The following is a 16186-nucleotide window of genomic DNA, read 5'->3' on the forward strand; positions in this document are numbered from 1 at the left end:
CTAGAAAAAAGTGCTCTGTACGAATTCGCCGCGTTCGCTTACAATTATGAGTAAACAATGGGAACAGTCAAAAAAGAGAGGTTACATATGATACAAGTGAAAGGTCACTATCGTTTTTGGATATTATTTTAAATGTTTGAGAAAATCAATTCCTTTATGATGATCAGCGTCATGTTTTTCTTTTTAGCTGCCCTATTTATGGTTTATAATTTTCAACATACAGAAAAGAAAGTAACGAGTACTACAGAATAAAGGAGAATCAAGATGAGCTTTCATGGTCAAAAGATTTTGCCTGCTGTTCGAACGATGAAGGACTTTGATAAAATGCTAGATACTCCATTTGAGTATGGAGTGTTTCTTGATCTTCATGTGGGCATGGTCAAAAGTGTGTTTGAATATGCGCAAGAACAAGGAAAAAAGATGTTTCTTCACTTGGATTTAATCAATGGATTAACAACAGATGAGCATGCTGCTGAATTTATTGCTCAATACGTTAAACCATATGGAATTATTTCTACGAAAGGAAATGCGTTGATTAAAGCGAAGCAAAAAGGTCTGTATGTGACACAAAGAGCATTTATTATTGATTCAAGTGCATTGAATCGTAGCATCAAATTGATCGAAAAAACAGACCCGGATTATATTGAAGTATTACCAGGTGTTGTCCCCAAAGTCATTAAAACGCTACATGAGCAAACGGGGAAACCGATCTTTGCTGGTGGGTTAATTGAGGAACAGGCAGAGGTAGAAATGGCTCTTGAAGCAGGGGCATGTGCCATCACAACTTCTAATCGAGAGCTATGGAAGCTTTATTATTAAGTAAATTTCCAATGCCGCCTTTTAGCAGGTGGATATTAGTCTTTAAAAATATGAAAAAAGACTGTCCTATGACTATTGTTTTTAGGACAGTCTTTTGAAAGGTCAATTATTCAAATAATGAGTAGTCTGGTAGTTTAATGCCTCTAGCCGTTAAGCTCTTTTCGATATCTTCGACGATTTGCTTCGTAACAGCTACTCTTGCGTATTTTTTATCATTACCAGGGATGATATGCCATGGCGCCGATTCGACATGTGTTTTTTCAAACATGTCTTCAGCCGCTTTTTCATATTCATCCCACTTTTCACGATTGCGCCAATCTTCATCGGTGATCTTCCAGCGCTTAAGCGGGTTTTGTTGTCTTTCAGCAAAGCGGTTTGCTTGTTCTTCCTTACTAATATGTATCCAAAATTTTGATACAATGTAACGGTCGTCTGTCAGCTCTTGTTCAAATTGATTGATTTCTTTGTAGGCTCTTTTCCATTCTGTTTGTGTAGCGAAGCCTTCTATTCTCTCTACTAGCACTCTTCCATACCACGAGCGGTCAAAAACTGCGATTTGACCATACTGAGGAATTTTTCTCCAAAAACGTTGCAAATAATGATAGCGAAGTTCGTGAGGAGCTGGTGCGGCAATAGGATGTACGTAGAGACCACGAGGATCTAGTTTTTCAGTGAATCGCTTAATGGCACCTCCTTTACCAGCAGCATCCCATCCTTCCATGACAAGGATCAAGGCGATTTTTTCTTTAAAAAGTAGTTGCTGTAAGCTTAATAAACGTTGTTGATAGAGTTTTAACTGCTGTTTGTACTCTTTCTTATGATCGATCTTTTTTGTTAAATCTACTGAAGTAAAATATTTGCCCATTAATTTTCTCTCCTTCTTTAATCATAGGAATATTATAACATTTTAAGGAGAGGATTTCAAAAAAAGCCTTTTTGTTTTGTAAGAAAAACGTTGACAACGCTTTCAGTGCGATTTAATATAAAGCCAAGTTAATAATTTGTGAAAGAGAACATTGAGAGTCACAACTGAATCCCGCAATGGGGTGAGTTGTGTTTTTTTGTTCTCTTTTTTCATTTTAGAAGGGAATGTATGGTCATGACTCCATTTATGGGAGAATTACTTGGAACGGCTCTATTAATTATTTTGGGAGCTGGAGTGAATGCGAGTGTTAGCTTAAAGAAATCGTATGCGTTTGGTTCGGGTTGGATTGTAATTGCATGGGGCTGGGGGCTGGCTGTAGCCATGGCTGCTTATGCAGTTGGACAGTTCAGCGGGTCTCATCTTAATCCAGCTGTGACACTTGCGCTTGCTTTTACAGGAGATTTTGCTTGGAGTGAGGTCCCTTCGTATATTTTAGCGCAAATGATTGGAGCGATCATTGGATCAATCATCGTTTATCTTCACTTTTTGCCTCATTGGAAAGCGACAGATGACCCAGATGTGAAGCTTGGTGTTTTTGCGACTGGTCCAGCAATTAAGCATTCATTTTCAAATTTACTGAGCGAAATAATCGGGACATTTATTTTAGTCGTTGGTATTTTATCCATTGGAGCAAATAAGTTTACGGATGGCTTAAATCCATTTATTGTAGGGTTATTAATTGTAGCAATTGGTTTATCTCTCGGTGGAACGACAGGTTATGCGATTAACCCAGCTCGAGATCTCGGTCCTCGAATCGCCCATTTTCTATTACCTATTCCAGGGAAAGGCAGTTCGAACTGGGGATACTCGTGGATTCCAGTGTTAGGGCCCATTTTAGGAGGTTCATTAGGAGGGCTTTTCTATAAAGGGGCTTTTCAAGGGGAATTTGATCTTGCTTTTTGGGGTGTGTTCGCTGTTACCACTATTATTTTATTAGCGGCTTTTCTGTTAGATAAAGAGAAACAGGTAGTATCGAGCCAACTTGATGCGAGTAAATAAACATAAGTGGAGGTTTTATAATGGAAAAATATATTTTGTCTTTAGATCAAGGAACAACGAGCTCAAGAGCGATTCTTTTTAATAAACAAGGTGAAATTGCTCATGTCGCTCAAAAAGAATTCACGCAACACTTTCCACATCCAGGCTGGGTTGAGCATAATGCTAACGAAATTTGGGGAACAGTCCTTGCTTGTATGGCTACGGTCCTTTCTGAAAACGGAGTTAGCCCAGACCAAATAGCTGGGATTGGCATTACGAACCAGCGGGAAACGACGGTCGTTTGGGAGAAAGAAACGGGGCGTCCGATTTATCATGCGATTGTATGGCAATCTCGCCAAACAGTAGAAATTTGTGAAGAGTTAAAAGCTCAAGGATATGATTCTTTGTTCCGTGAGAAAACAGGTTTGTTAATTGACGCTTACTTCTCTGGTACGAAAGTAAAATGGATTTTGGACAATGTAGAAGGGGCACGAGAGAAAGCAGAAAGAGGAGAATTACTTTTTGGTACGATTGATACATGGTTGATCTGGAAATTGTCTGGTGGGAAGGCGCACGTAACAGACTTTTCGAATGCGTCTCGAACATTAATGTACAATATTCATGATTTGCAATGGGATGATGAAATTCTGCACATCTTAAATATTCCAAAAGCGATGCTTCCGGAAGTAAAGCCTTCTTCTGAAGTGTATAGTTTAACTGCCCCGCATCATTTCTTTGGTCATCAGGTCCCTATTGCTGGAGCAGCTGGAGACCAGCAGGCTGCTTTATTTGGTCAAGCTTGTTATGAAGAAGGAATGGCGAAAAACACGTATGGAACAGGTTGCTTTATGTTAATGAATACAGGTGAAAAAGCTGTATTTTCTCAAAATGGTTTATTAACGACCATTGCGTGGGGAATTGATGGCAAAGTAGAATATGCATTAGAGGGAAGTATCTTTGTGGCTGGTTCTGCGATTCAGTGGCTTCGAGATGGCATGAGAATGATTAAGCAATCTCCTGATAGTGAAGAATATGCGAAGAAGGTTGATTCAACAGAAGGAGTGTATGTTGTACCTGCTTTTGTCGGACTTGGAACTCCTTATTGGGATAGCGAAGTGCGCGGTTCGGTATTTGGGTTGACGAGAGGAACGACGAAAGAACACTTTATCCGTGCAACGCTTGAATCGCTTGCTTATCAAACGAAAGACGTACTAGATGCGATGGAAGCTGATTCAGGTATCTCATTAAAAACGCTTCGTGTCGACGGTGGAGCTGTGAAAAATGATTTCTTAATGCAATTCCAAAGTGATATTTTGCAAGTGCCAGTTGATCGCCCGATCATTAACGAAACAACTGCTCTTGGTGCAGCGTATTTGGCAGGGCTAGCTGTAGGCTTCTGGAAAGATCGAAATGAAATCTCTGCTCAATGGCAAAGTGAGAAGAATTTCCACCCGAATATGGAAGTAAGCCAACGAGATCGGCTGTATCATGGTTGGAAAAAAGCAATTGAAGCAGCTTTAGCTTTTAAAATATAAATAAGTATAGTATAATAAAGATAAGTTAATAAATTGTCTAGAGAACTAGAGAGACCTGTCTTCATAGCATGTATTTTGCTATGTTTCGATAGGTCTCTTTTTGCTTTTTTTCACGTATGAGATAAACAATGGAGGGGAATTATCATGGGTTTTTCAAATTTACAGCGAAATGAAATGTTAAACAATTTACAATCAACAACATATGATTTAGTGGTCATTGGTGGTGGTATTACAGGTTCAGGTATTGCCTTAGACGCCGCTACACGCGGCATGAAAGTAGCCGTAGTAGAAATGCAGGACTTTGCCGCTGGTACATCTAGCCGTTCTACAAAGCTTGTGCATGGTGGTCTTCGTTATTTAAAACAATTTGAAGTGAAGATGGTAGCTGAAGTTGGAAAAGAGAGAGCCGTTGTGTATGAAAATGGACCGCATGTGACAACACCAGAATGGATGCTGCTTCCGCTACATAAGGGGGGAACGTTCGGTAAGTTTTCAACTGGCATTGGTTTAAGAGTGTATGATTTTTTAGCGGGGGTTAAAAAATCAGAAAGAAGAACGATGTTATCAGCAGATGAAACATTAAACAAAGAACCACTAGTGAAAAAAGATGGTCTAGTGGGTGGTGGTTATTATGTGGAATATCGAACAGATGATGCTCGACTCACCATTGAGGTCATGAAAAAGGCTGTGGAGGAAGGCGCGCTTGCTATCAACTATGTGAAAGCCGAAGATTTCATTTATGATCAAAAGAAAATCATTGGAATTCAAGCAAAAGATTTATTGACCGGCGAAATGATTGATATTCATGCGAAGAAAGTAGTAAATGCCGCAGGACCATGGGTAGATGCTGTACGGAAAAAGGACTACTCTATCAATAATAAAAATTTACGATTAACAAAAGGCGTGCATATTGTCATTGATCAGTCGAAGTTTCCTCTTCGTCAGGCAGTATACTTTGATACGCCAGATGGTCGGATGGTGTTTGCGATTCCGCGTGACGGAAAAGCGTATGTAGGCACAACGGATACTTTCTTTGATAAAGATACAGCCCACCCTAAAATGTTAGCTGAGGATAGAGACTATATTTTACATGCGATTCGTTATATGTTCCCTGAAGTAAAAATAGAAGCAAGTGATGTGGAGTCAAGCTGGGCAGGGGTTCGTCCACTTATTTATGAAGAAGGGAAGGATCCTTCTGAAATCTCCCGTAAAGACGAAATTTGGGAAGGGGATAGCGGGCTAATTACGATCGCTGGTGGTAAGTTGACAGGGTATCGTAAAATGGCTGAAACGGTCGTTGATCTAGTTGCTCAACGATTAACAGCTGAAGAAGGAACATCCTTTAAATCGGTTCAAACGCTGCACATGCCGATTTCAGGAGGAGACGTAGGAGGTTCTAGCAACTTTGAATTTTTCATTCATAAAAAAGAAAATGAAGCGGTTTCCTTTCGTTTAACGAAAGAACAAGGAAGAAAGCTGACTCAAATGTATGGTTCCAATGTGGATGAATTGTTTAAAATTGCGGCCAATAACGAGCAACAAGCTTTGCCGGCAGACATTTATGCTCAAATTGTTTATGCGATCAAGCATGAGATGGTCGCTAAACCAGTTGACTTTTTCATTCGTCGTACGGGTGCAGTATTTTTCAATATTGAATGGGCGAAAACATATAAAAAGGATATTATTCAACTGATGGCTGAATTACTTGGCTGGGATGAACAGACATCAGCTAGTTATGAAGCAGAATTAGATCAAGAGATTCAAGACGCCGAGACGCCTGTAGAAATTCAGCCATAATTATGTTCATGAAAAGAACGATCCGATTTAGTGAGTTACACTTTGTCTTTGGTTCGTTCTTTTTTTTACATGTTTAGAAGTGAAAAAAGTGGTGAGAATGGATTATTATCCTCAACAAGTATCCAAACATATGATACGATAAGAAAAAAGCATAAAGGCAGTGAAGAGATTGCAACATCGAGAGAAATTGATCGTGCTGATCGGTCCTACTGCCGTAGGTAAGACCGCTCTCAGCATACAGTTAGCCCACCGCTTTAATGGAGAAATTATAAGTGGGGACTCCATGCAAATATATCGTGGAATGGATATTGGCACCGCTAAGATTAAAGAAAGTGAAATGGAAGGGATCCCTCACCATTTGTTAAATATTAAAGATCCAGACGAACCTTTTTCAACCGCTGAGTTTCAAGCGATTGTGCGAGAGAAAATGACAGATATTTCTTCAAAAGGAGCGTTACCAATTATCGTTGGAGGAACGGGTCTTTATATACAATCTGTCATTTATGACTATCATTTTTCTAATAAAGGGAAGGACGAACAACTTCGTCTCGATCTAGAGAAAGAAGTGGCCAGTCGCGGCAAACAAGCACTTTATGAAGAGTTACTGCTAGTCGATCCGGAGGCAGCCAACCATATTCATCCTAATAATGTTCGAAGGGTAATTCGTGCACTTGAGATTTATCGAACAACTGGGAAGAAAATGTCGGATTATCAGGCTGAGCAACAGCCAGATCTTTTATACGATACGGTCATCATTGGCTTAACAATGGATCGAGCGCTTTTATACGAGCGAATTAATGATAGAATTGATCAGATGATGGATGAAGGACTGCTTGAAGAAGTAAAAGGATTGTGGGAAAAAGGCATTAGAGAAGGACAGGCTGTTCAAGCAATCGGTTATAAAGAACTATTTAGCTACTTCCGCAAAGAAGTTACATTGGAAGAGGCGGTAGAGCAGTTGAAACAAAATTCCAGACGATATGCTAAACGTCAATTAACTTGGTTTCGCAATAAAATGAATGTCCATTGGTTTGATCTGTCGGAAGAGGAAAGTCGATCAAAAAAAATTAACGAAATTTCGGGTTTCATAGCAGGAAAGCTGCATTTGAAATAGAATTATACTTAAAGTACAGATAGAAAGAGGAGGATTAAACATGAAACAAGGCATCAATATCCAAGATCAAATATTAAACCAATTAAGAAAAGACGCTACAATGGTTACTGTATTTTTGTTAAATGGATTTCAACTGCGTGGTTATATAAAAGGTTTTGACAATTTTACGGTATTATTTGAATCAGATGGTAAGCAACAATTAGTTTATAAGCATGCAATTTCTACTTTTGCTCCTCAAAGAAACGTGCAAATTTCTTTAGATGATCAAGAATAAACAAATAGAAGCGTGTACATTTACTATGTACACGTTTTTTATTTGGTCAGAATCATGTAAAATAGATAGAACAACTATGGTAAGGAGCAGATTACATTGGATTTGTTGAAAGCAGTATCAGTGATGAATGAATTTCTATGGGGATGGTTATTAATCATCTCTTTGCTCGGAACGGGAGTATATTATACGTTTAAATTGAAATTTGTTCAGTTGACTCAAATTCCTAAAGCGTTCAAAGTCGTTTTTAGGAAAGATTCTAAGGAGGGGAGCGGACTTTCTTCGTTTCAAGCGTTATCAACCGCAGTAGCCGGACAAGTCGGTACAGGAAATCTTGCTGGTGTAGCCACAGCCATTGCAGCTGGCGGACCGGGAGCGATTTTTTGGATGTGGGTGAGTTCCTTTTTAGGAATGGCAACGATCTTTGCAGAAGCCGTGCTTGCGCAAAAATACCGCGAAGAAAGAAACGGAGAATATCTTGGTGGACCCGCTTATTATTTGGACAAGGGAGTCGGCAGTAAAAAACTTGCGATTTTATTTGCTATTTTTATTATTTTAGCATTAGGTTTTATTGGGAATATGGTGCAGTCGAATTCAATCGCAGAGGCCTTTAAAGGTGTATTACCTATTCCTTCTATTTATATTGGAATCATTGTTGCTTTGTTTGTTGGTTTCGTCTTGTTTGGTGGGATTAAAAGAATCGCCTCTTTTGCAGAAAAAACGGTGCCTTTTATGGCCTTATTATATGTTGTCGGGAGTATTATTCTGTTATTTCAATTTAGACATGAAATCATTCCTGTATTTGAAATGATCTTTGAATCTGCCTTCCAATTAGAGGCGGCAGGTGGCGGAATACTTGGGGCGACAATTAAGGAAGCGATCCGTTACGGTGTAGCTCGCGGGCTGTTTTCTAACGAGGCTGGGATGGGATCAACGCCTCATGCTCATGCGACAGCAAATGTTCGTCATCCAGCAGAGCAAGGGCTAGTGGCGATTTTAGGAGTGTTCATTGATACAATTATCATTTGTACAGTCACCGCATTAGTCATTTTAGTTTCGGGTGCTTATAAAACAGGCGAAACAGGGATTGCTTTAACTCAACAAAGCTTTATCGCTGGCTTCGGTACGTTTGGAGAAATATTTATTGCGATTTGTTTATTGTTTTTTGCTTTCACAACAATTATTGGCTGGGCCTATTTCGGAGAACTAAATATAAAATACTTATGGGAAGGCAAAGGTGTGATACCTTATCGGATCATCGTGTTGTTATTTATCGTTATTGGATCTGCCATTCACCAAGTGGATTTAGTTTGGGAGCTGGCCGACTTTTTCAATGGTCTTATGATTATTCCTAACTTGATTGGATTATGGTATTTGCGCAAAGCTGTTCACCAATCTCTAGTAGACTATAGAAAGCTATATTAACGAAAAGGCAGCTGCGGCTGTCTTTTATGTATGGTTTGCCTTCTCCATGAATAGAATGGGTAGAGGGAAATTATTTCTCGGGAAAGCGCAAATTAAGCCATATTGCGACGAATTACGTCAAAGTTTATGGGGTGGTCAAGATGAAGCAGCCAATCCGAATGAAAGAGAGTGGTCAAATTAAAGTTGTGCTGCATACAAAAAATGATCGTATGGAACAACAACCGACTCGTGATGAAAAACCGTTTGAATGGTCTAATTCTAATGAACACGCCGTCTTAAAAAGTATTGAAAATGAACTAGACGCCTTAATAGGGCTCGATGAGTTAAAGAAAATGATTAGAGAAATATATGCCTGGATTTATATTAATAGGAAAAGGGAAGCTAGTGGTTTAAAGTCTGGAAGTCAAGTGCTTCACATGATGTTTAAAGGTAATCCTGGTACAGGTAAAACAACAGTGGCACGCATTATTGGCCGATTATTCTTCGAAATGAAAGTGTTATCTAAAGGTCATTTAATTGAAGCGGAACGAGCGGATTTAGTAGGAGAATATATTGGGCATACCGCGCAAAAAACAAGAGATTTAATCAAAAAGGCCATGGGAGGAATTTTGTTTATCGATGAAGCTTATTCATTAGGAAGAGGCGGAGAGAAAGATTTTGGTAAAGAGGCGATTGATACTCTTGTCAAACATATGGAAGATAAACAAAATGATTTTATTTTAATTTTAGCTGGTTATCCAAGAGAAATGGATTATTTTTTCACCTTAAATCCCGGATTACAATCTCGTTTTCCATTCGTTTTTCAATTTCCCGATTATGAGCCGGATCAATTAATGGAAATTGCCGAGAAAATTGCAGCAGAAAAACAATATCAATTGAGTCCAGAAGCAAAAATTAAAATGCGAGAACACTTTATGTTCATAAAAGAAAAAAATACTTCTTCTTTTTCAAATGGAAGATATGTACGAAATTTAATAGAGAAAGCGATGCGTTCACACGCAGTGCGATTACTTAAAGAAAGCAACTACCATTACCAGGAGCTAATGTTAATTCGTTCTTGTGATATCAGTTATTAATTTACTGCTTATGAAGCAGGTCTGACATAACCAGTTGTAATGGGTATGGTCAGACCTTTTATCACACATTATGACCTGTTTAAAAAATGAATAGGATAGTAGGATAACATTATCGTTCAAATTACTTATTATTTTTTATTTTCTGATAAATGATTTGTCAGTAATGTGACGATTATGATAATATAAAGTTAAAGGATGGTCTTTATGACAAAAAAAACTTTGAAACAAAGAATTGTTGATACTTCTCTCGTAATGTTTGAGAAACATGGATATCATGGAGTAACGGTAGATCAAATTGTTGAAGAATGCGGAACATCGAAGGGAGGATTTTATCACAATTTCAAGTCGAAAGATGAATTGTTGTATCACATTCATGATGTTTTTATTTCTTATGTCTTAGATCGCGCGCAAGAAGCATATGATAATTACAACACACCTGTTTCAAGATTATGTGCAATTATTATGTCCTTTACGAAAGTGTTTGATCTTTATAAACCTCATATCACTGTATTTTATCAGGAAAGTACGTATTTAAAAGGGGATTTTGAGCAGCAGATTAATGAAAAACGAGATGCGTACCGAAAAGTGATTTTACAAGTGATACGAGAGGGTCAAGAAAGCGGCGATTTTCGCACTGAAGTGCCCGCGGAAATATCTACAATGGCTATTATCGGAATGGTGAATTGGACATACAAATGGTTTAAGAAAGACGGAAAGTTAACAATGGAACAAATTGGGGAAATTTTTAATGATTTACTGATTCACGCTTTAATGACAGAACAAGGGATAAATGATCCAAATATCACAAAATACTTACTTAAAAGTCAGCCGGTCAATTAAAACTGGCTATTAAAATGACAATAAGAGACCGACTAGTCTGTACAATTTGCGGTCGTTAAAAACAAAGGGGGAGCAATAATGAACTTTGAATTAACGAAAGAACAACAAATGTTAAAAGAAATGGTGAAGGATTTTGCTGAAAAGGAAATCAAGCCTCATGCACAACATTTGGATGAAACATCAAAATTTCGCTATGAAACATTTCAAAAAATGGCCGAGCTTGGATTGCTAGGCATCCCATTTCCTGAAGAATACGGTGGAGCAGGCGGAGATACCGTGTCATACGCGATTGCTGTCGAAGAAATTGGTAAAGCCTGTGGTGGAACAGGTTTAAGTTACGCAGCAGCGATTAGTCTTGGAGCCAGTCCAATATATTATTTCGGAACTGAAGAACAAAAGCAGGAATGGCTTGTCCCGATGGCGAAAGGAGAAACATTAGGTTCTTTCGGATTAACAGAGCCTAACGCTGGTTCAGATGCTGGTGGAACAAGAACGAAAGCGGTTCTAGATGGGGATGAATACGTCATTAATGGCGAAAAGTGTTGGATTACAAATGCCGGTTACGCTCGTCAAATTATTGTGACAGCTGTTACAGGAAAGAGAGAAGATGGGAAAAACATTGTATCTGCCGTCATTGTTCCAACAGATACACCAGGGGTTACGATTTCTTGTAATTATGACAAAATGGGTGTTCGTGGATCCAATACTTGTGAGATTGTTTTGGAAAATGTCCGTGTGCCAAAGGAAAACTTGTTAGGTGATAGCAAAAAAGGATTTAGTCAATTTTTGTTTACGCTAGATGGCGGTCGAATTTCCATTGCGGCTCTTGCGGTAGGTATTGCTCAAGCTGCTTTTGAGAAAGCATTGCAATACTCAAAAGAAAGAGTGCAGTTTGGCCAATCGATCTCTAAATTTCAAGCTATTCAATTTAAGCTTGCAGATATGGCAACTGAAATTGAGCTTGCTCGTACTCTTGTACACAAAGCGGCTTGGTTGAAAGACCAAGGTAAACCGTTTGGTAAGGAAGCAGCGATGGCTAAACTATTTGCATCAGAAACAAGCTTCCGTGCAAGTAACCAAGCGATTCAAATTCATGGCGGATATGGCTACATGCGTGAATATGACGTTGAAAGATATTTACGTGATGCAAAGCTGCTTGAAATTGGAGAAGGCACTTCGGAAATTCAACGACTAGTCATCGCTCGTCACCTAGGCTGCTAATTGAAAAGAGGAGGAAGGATGTTATGACGGAATTGATTCACCAAACGGTAGGGGAATTACTTACTGAAAGAGCTAAACAACTTCCGCAGCATGAAGCGCTTGTGTACTCTGATCGCAATCTGCGCTATACGTACAGTGAATTTGATGAGTTGTGTCAAAAAGCAGCAAAAGGATTAATGGCTCTTGGAATTGAAAAAGGGGAAAACGTGGCAATTTGGGCGACGAATACACCTGAATGGGTGACTCTTCAGTTTGCTACGGGCAAAATGGGAGCTGTTCTTGTGACTGTGAACACGAACTATCGAACAGCCGAGCTTGAATATTTACTCAATCAATCCGAGAGTACGACATTAATTTTAATTGAAGGATATCGTGGGAATTCATATGTTGATACTATTTATGAGCTTTGTCCAGAGCTTCATACTTGTGAACCTGGAAAGCTACAATCGAAGCGAATACCACTGTTGAAAAACGTAGTTATTTTAAGTGAGAAGGAGTACAATGGCGCTTTTAGTTGGACAGACATTTTAAATATGGCTGATCAAGTAAATGAGGTTGAGTTGGATGAACGAACAAAATCCCTTGATCCTAATGACGTCATTAACATGCAGTATACTTCCGGAACGACAGGTTTTCCTAAAGGAGTCATGCTCACACATAGTAATTTAATTAATAACGCTTTTAATATTGCGGGTTGTATGGAGCTCACAAAGGCAGATCGCCTATGTATCCCAGTACCGTTTTTTCATTGCTTCGGTTGTGTGATCGGGACACTTGCCTGTGTGACGGTCGGAGCTACGATGGTTCCTGTTCAAGAATTTGATCCTGAAGTTGTATTGCAGACAGTAGAACAAGAAGTTTGTACCGCACTACATGGGGTGCCAACAATGTTTATTTCTGAACTGAATCATCCGAATTTTCAAAAATACAACTTATCTCATTTGCGAACAGGTGTTATGGCTGGTTCCAATTGCCCGGTAGAAGTGATGAAATCAGTAATGGATAAAATGAATATGAAAGAGATTACGATTTGTTATGGACAAACGGAGTCTTCACCAGTTATCACGCAAACTCGTGTAAATGATCCAGTTGAGCTTCGAGTAGAAACGGTCGGTCGTGCGCTTCCGAATGTAGAGGTGAAAATTGTTGAACCAGGTACGAATCAAGAGGTCCCGCCGATGATTCAAGGAGAATTATGCACGAGAGGGTATCACGTGATGAAAGGTTATTATAATAACCAGGATGCGACTCATGAGGCGATTGATGAAGAGGGGTGGCTTCACACGGGAGATCTTGCTGTGATGGATGAAACTGGTTATATTCGGATTACTGGTCGTTTGAAAGATATGATTATTCGTGGTGGAGAAAATGTATATCCACGTGAAATAGAAGAATTTTTATACACACACCCAAAAATTCTTGATGCACAAGTGATTGGTGTTCCTGATACGAAATATGGTGAAGAAGTGATGGCTTGGGTGATTTTGAAAGAAGGAGAAACAGCGGATGTTGAAGAGATTAAAGAATACTTCAAAGGGAAAGTTTCACGCCATAAAATTCCAAAGCATATCATTTTCACAAAAGAATACCCAATGACAGCATCGGGGAAAATCCAAAAATTTAAGCTGCGAGAACAGTCACTCAGCTTATTGACATAAAGGAAAAGGGGCGATCTATATGTTCTCAAAAATCATTATTGCCAATCGCGGTGAAATTGCACTTCGAGTGATTCGCACTTGTCAAAAGCTTGGTATTCAAACAGTTGCTGTTTATTCAGAAGCAGACGCGGATTCTCTATTTGTTCGTCAAGCGGATGAAGCGTTTTGCATCGGAAAGCCTCCAGTCAATCAAAGCTATTTAAATGCCGATGAAATCATTCGTGTAGCGAAAGAAAGTGGAGCAGAGGCCGTTCATCCTGGGTATGGATTGCTTTCCGAAAATGCAACATTTGCTAAAAAGTGTATCGAGGAAGGTTTGACATTTATCGGTCCATCAGCATCGATCATCGCTTCTATGGGAAGTAAAATTGAAGCTCGGAAAACGATGAAAGAAGCAGGTGTTCCCATTATCGAAGGAGTAGATGTTCCTCTTGAGAACGAAGAAGAGGCAAAGGTAGCAGCTGAGAAAATCGGCTACCCGTTAATGCTGAAGGCTTCCGCAGGTGGAGGTGGAATTGGCATGCAGCTGATTCATTCTCCAGAAGAACTGGGCAAAGCTTTTGAAGGGAACAAAAAGCGCGCCGAATCTTTCTTTGGTGACGGAGCCATGTTTTTAGAGAAATATATTCAAGAGCCACATCATATTGAGGTGCAAATTCTGGCTGATTCACATGGGCATGTGATTCCTTTATGGGAGAGGGAATGCTCCATTCAACGACGCAATCAAAAAGTAGTAGAAGAAGCCCCATCACCTTTTATTAGCGAAGAAACGCGCGAGAAAATGTTAGATGCTGCCGTTAAAGCTGCTCAGCATATTGGCTATACGAACGCCGGTACGATTGAATTTCTAGTAGATAAAGAACAGAACTTTTATTTCCTTGAAATGAATACAAGGCTGCAAGTAGAGCATCCTGTAACAGAAGAAATTACTGGCTTAGATCTTGTTGAAGAGCAATTAAAAGTTGCGGCCGGAGAGAAGCTTTCTCTTACTAGGGAAGAGGTTAAGCGAAAAGGTCATGCTATTGAAGTGAGAATTTATGCCGAGGATCCGAAAACTTTCTTTCCTTCTCCAGGCAAAATCACGTCCTTTCAACTTCCAGAAGGGGAAGGCATTCGTAATGAGTGTGCAATCGAAGAAGGTTCACAAGTCACTCCGTTTTATGACCCGATGATTGGCAAATTAATCGCTTGGGGAGAAACAAGGAAGGAAGCTTGTGAGCGTTTAAAGCAGGCGCTTGAAGAATATGTAATAGAAGGGATTAAAACAAATATCCCGATGCTAATTCGAACGGTCAGTCATGAGCAATTTTTAACAGGGTATACAACAACTCAGTTTGTAAATGAATATTATTTGCCAGAGTTAACATCAGCAAAATAAGGAGGAGTTTTAAATGACAACAATTCAGGCAAGTATGGCAGGAAATGTATGGAAAATACTAGTGAGTGAAGGGGATGAAGTGAAAGCTGGACAGGATGTAGTCATCTTAGAATCAATGAAAATGGAGATTCCGATCGCTGCTGAAGAAGATGGGAAGGTTCAGAAAGTTCACATCCAAGAAGGAGATTTCGTGAACGAGGCAGACGGATTAGTGGATATTGAATAGGAGGCGGATTTTTTGAAACTGCCGAACAAAGTAACGATTAAAGAGGTTGGGCCGCGTGATGGGCTTCAAAATGAACCTCATCACATGAGCACAGAAAATAAAGTTGCGTGGATTAATCAATTGTCAGAGAGCGGGCTTTCTTATATAGAAGTAACTTCTTTCGTTCATCCGAAATGGATTCCGCAGTTAGCTGATGCCTCTGAGGTATTATCTTCTATCAAGAGAAAACCAGGTGTTACATATGCGGCGCTTGTTCCTAATATGAAAGGACTAGAAGGAGCACTGCAAGCTGAAGTAGATGAAGTAAGTGTATTTATGTCAGCAAGTGAGTCGCATAATAAAAATAATATTAATAAAACAATAGAAGAAACGTTCCCAGTATTAGAGGAAGTAGTCAATGAAGCAAAAGCAGCAGGAAAAACAGTTCGTGGCTATTTATCGACAGTCATTGCTTGTCCTTATAAAGGCCCGGTGAGTCCAGAACAAGTAGTCAAAGTAGCTGATCGACTGTTTTCAATGGGAATCGATGAATTATCTTTAGGTGACACAATTGGAGTGGGAGTGCCGACTCAAATTGAGAGATTGCTAGAGAGCATGTTGCCCGTTTTTAAAGTGGACAAATTGGCGATGCATTTTCATGATACGCGCGGAACAGCCTTAGCCAATGTTCTTAAATCATTAGAGATGGGGATTACAACGCTTGATAGTGCACTAGGTGGGCTTGGTGGTTGTCCATATGCTCGAGGTGCTTCTGGAAATGTAGCAACAGAAGACCTGTTATATATGCTCAATGAAATGAACATTGAAACAGGAGTAGACATGGAAAGATTGTTGCAGGCTGGGGAACTTTTAGAGAGCATCTTAGTCAAGCCACTTCATAGCAAACAAATGGATATTTCTAGAAAAGTGGAAGAGAGGTGAGC

At 39.4% G+C, this 16186-nt stretch carries 15 protein-coding genes; 14 read left to right on the forward strand and 1 reads right to left on the reverse strand.

Annotated elements, in window-relative coordinates:
* Positions 1-264: 264 nt before the first annotated feature.
* Entirely contained in the window at positions 265-819 is a 555-nt protein-coding gene (locus tag WDJ61_RS07275; RefSeq protein ID WP_338754131.1) for a glycerol-3-phosphate responsive antiterminator, read from the forward strand.
* Positions 820-925: 106 nt separating this feature from the next.
* Here WDJ61_RS07275 and WDJ61_RS07280 read toward each other — a convergent pair whose 3' ends face one another.
* Positions 926-1684, reverse strand: a complete 759-nt coding sequence (locus tag WDJ61_RS07280; protein ID WP_338754132.1) for a UDP-galactose-lipid carrier transferase — start codon at positions 1682-1684, stop codon at positions 926-928.
* 234 nt (positions 1685-1918) lie between these two features.
* Between WDJ61_RS07280 and WDJ61_RS07285 the strand changes: the two genes are divergently transcribed.
* The 13 genes from WDJ61_RS07285 to WDJ61_RS07345 all read left to right on the forward strand — a co-directional run bounded on the left by WDJ61_RS07285 (position 1919) and on the right by WDJ61_RS07345 (position 16184).
* Positions 1919-2743, forward strand: a complete 825-nt coding sequence (locus tag WDJ61_RS07285; protein ID WP_338754735.1) for an MIP/aquaporin family protein — start codon at positions 1919-1921, stop codon at positions 2741-2743.
* A 20-nt stretch (positions 2744-2763) separates the two neighbouring features.
* Complete coding sequence (gene glpK, locus WDJ61_RS07290; protein WP_338754133.1) at positions 2764-4257, forward strand: glycerol kinase GlpK; 1494 nt, start codon at positions 2764-2766, stop codon at positions 4255-4257.
* Positions 4258-4401: 144 nt separating this feature from the next.
* Entirely contained in the window at positions 4402-6054 is a 1653-nt protein-coding gene (locus WDJ61_RS07295) for a glycerol-3-phosphate dehydrogenase/oxidase (protein WP_338754135.1), read from the forward strand.
* Positions 6055-6223: 169 nt separating this feature from the next.
* A complete protein-coding gene (miaA, locus tag WDJ61_RS07300) occupies positions 6224-7168 on the forward strand; it encodes a tRNA (adenosine(37)-N6)-dimethylallyltransferase MiaA (RefSeq protein WP_338754736.1) in 945 nt (314 codons plus the stop codon).
* A 40-nt stretch (positions 7169-7208) separates the two neighbouring features.
* Positions 7209-7442, forward strand: a complete 234-nt coding sequence (hfq, locus tag WDJ61_RS07305; RefSeq protein ID WP_094835547.1) for an RNA chaperone Hfq — start codon at positions 7209-7211, stop codon at positions 7440-7442.
* Positions 7443-7538: 96 nt separating this feature from the next.
* Positions 7539-8864: a sodium:alanine symporter family protein gene (locus WDJ61_RS07310; RefSeq protein WP_338754137.1), complete on the forward strand. Its 1326-nt coding sequence runs from the start codon at positions 7539-7541 to the stop codon at positions 8862-8864.
* 140 nt (positions 8865-9004) lie between these two features.
* On the forward strand, positions 9005-9940 hold the full coding sequence (gene spoVK, locus WDJ61_RS07315) for a stage V sporulation protein K (protein ID WP_338754139.1): 936 nt from the start codon (positions 9005-9007) through the stop codon (positions 9938-9940).
* 204 nt (positions 9941-10144) lie between these two features.
* The gene (locus WDJ61_RS07320) at positions 10145-10780 is read left to right on the forward strand and encodes a TetR/AcrR family transcriptional regulator (RefSeq protein WP_338754141.1); all 636 of its coding nucleotides are present in this window, start codon (positions 10145-10147) and stop codon (positions 10778-10780) included.
* Positions 10781-10858: 78 nt separating this feature from the next.
* Positions 10859-12001: an acyl-CoA dehydrogenase gene (locus WDJ61_RS07325; RefSeq protein ID WP_338754143.1), complete on the forward strand. Its 1143-nt coding sequence runs from the start codon at positions 10859-10861 to the stop codon at positions 11999-12001.
* 32 nt (positions 12002-12033) lie between these two features.
* A complete protein-coding gene (locus WDJ61_RS07330) occupies positions 12034-13659 on the forward strand; it encodes an AMP-binding protein (RefSeq protein WP_338754737.1) in 1626 nt (541 codons plus the stop codon).
* A gap of 19 nt (positions 13660-13678) precedes the next feature.
* Positions 13679-15037 carry an acetyl-CoA carboxylase biotin carboxylase subunit gene (locus tag WDJ61_RS07335; RefSeq protein ID WP_338754145.1) on the forward strand — a complete coding sequence of 453 codons (1359 nt, stop codon included), beginning with the start codon at positions 13679-13681 and terminating at the stop codon, positions 15035-15037.
* Between the two features lie 13 nt (positions 15038-15050).
* The gene (locus WDJ61_RS07340; protein WP_338754147.1) at positions 15051-15263 is read left to right on the forward strand and encodes an acetyl-CoA carboxylase biotin carboxyl carrier protein subunit; all 213 of its coding nucleotides are present in this window, start codon (positions 15051-15053) and stop codon (positions 15261-15263) included.
* A 12-nt stretch (positions 15264-15275) separates the two neighbouring features.
* Positions 15276-16184 (forward strand): hydroxymethylglutaryl-CoA lyase, encoded by a 909-nt coding sequence (locus WDJ61_RS07345; protein ID WP_338754149.1) that lies wholly within the window; start codon positions 15276-15278, stop codon positions 16182-16184.
* The last annotated feature ends 2 nt before the right edge of the window (positions 16185-16186 follow it).

Origin of the sequence: Bacillus sp. FJAT-52991 (assembly GCF_037201805.1) — a bacterium.
Classification (GTDB): domain Bacteria; phylum Bacillota; class Bacilli; order Bacillales; family Domibacillaceae; genus Bacillus_CE; species Bacillus_CE kandeliae.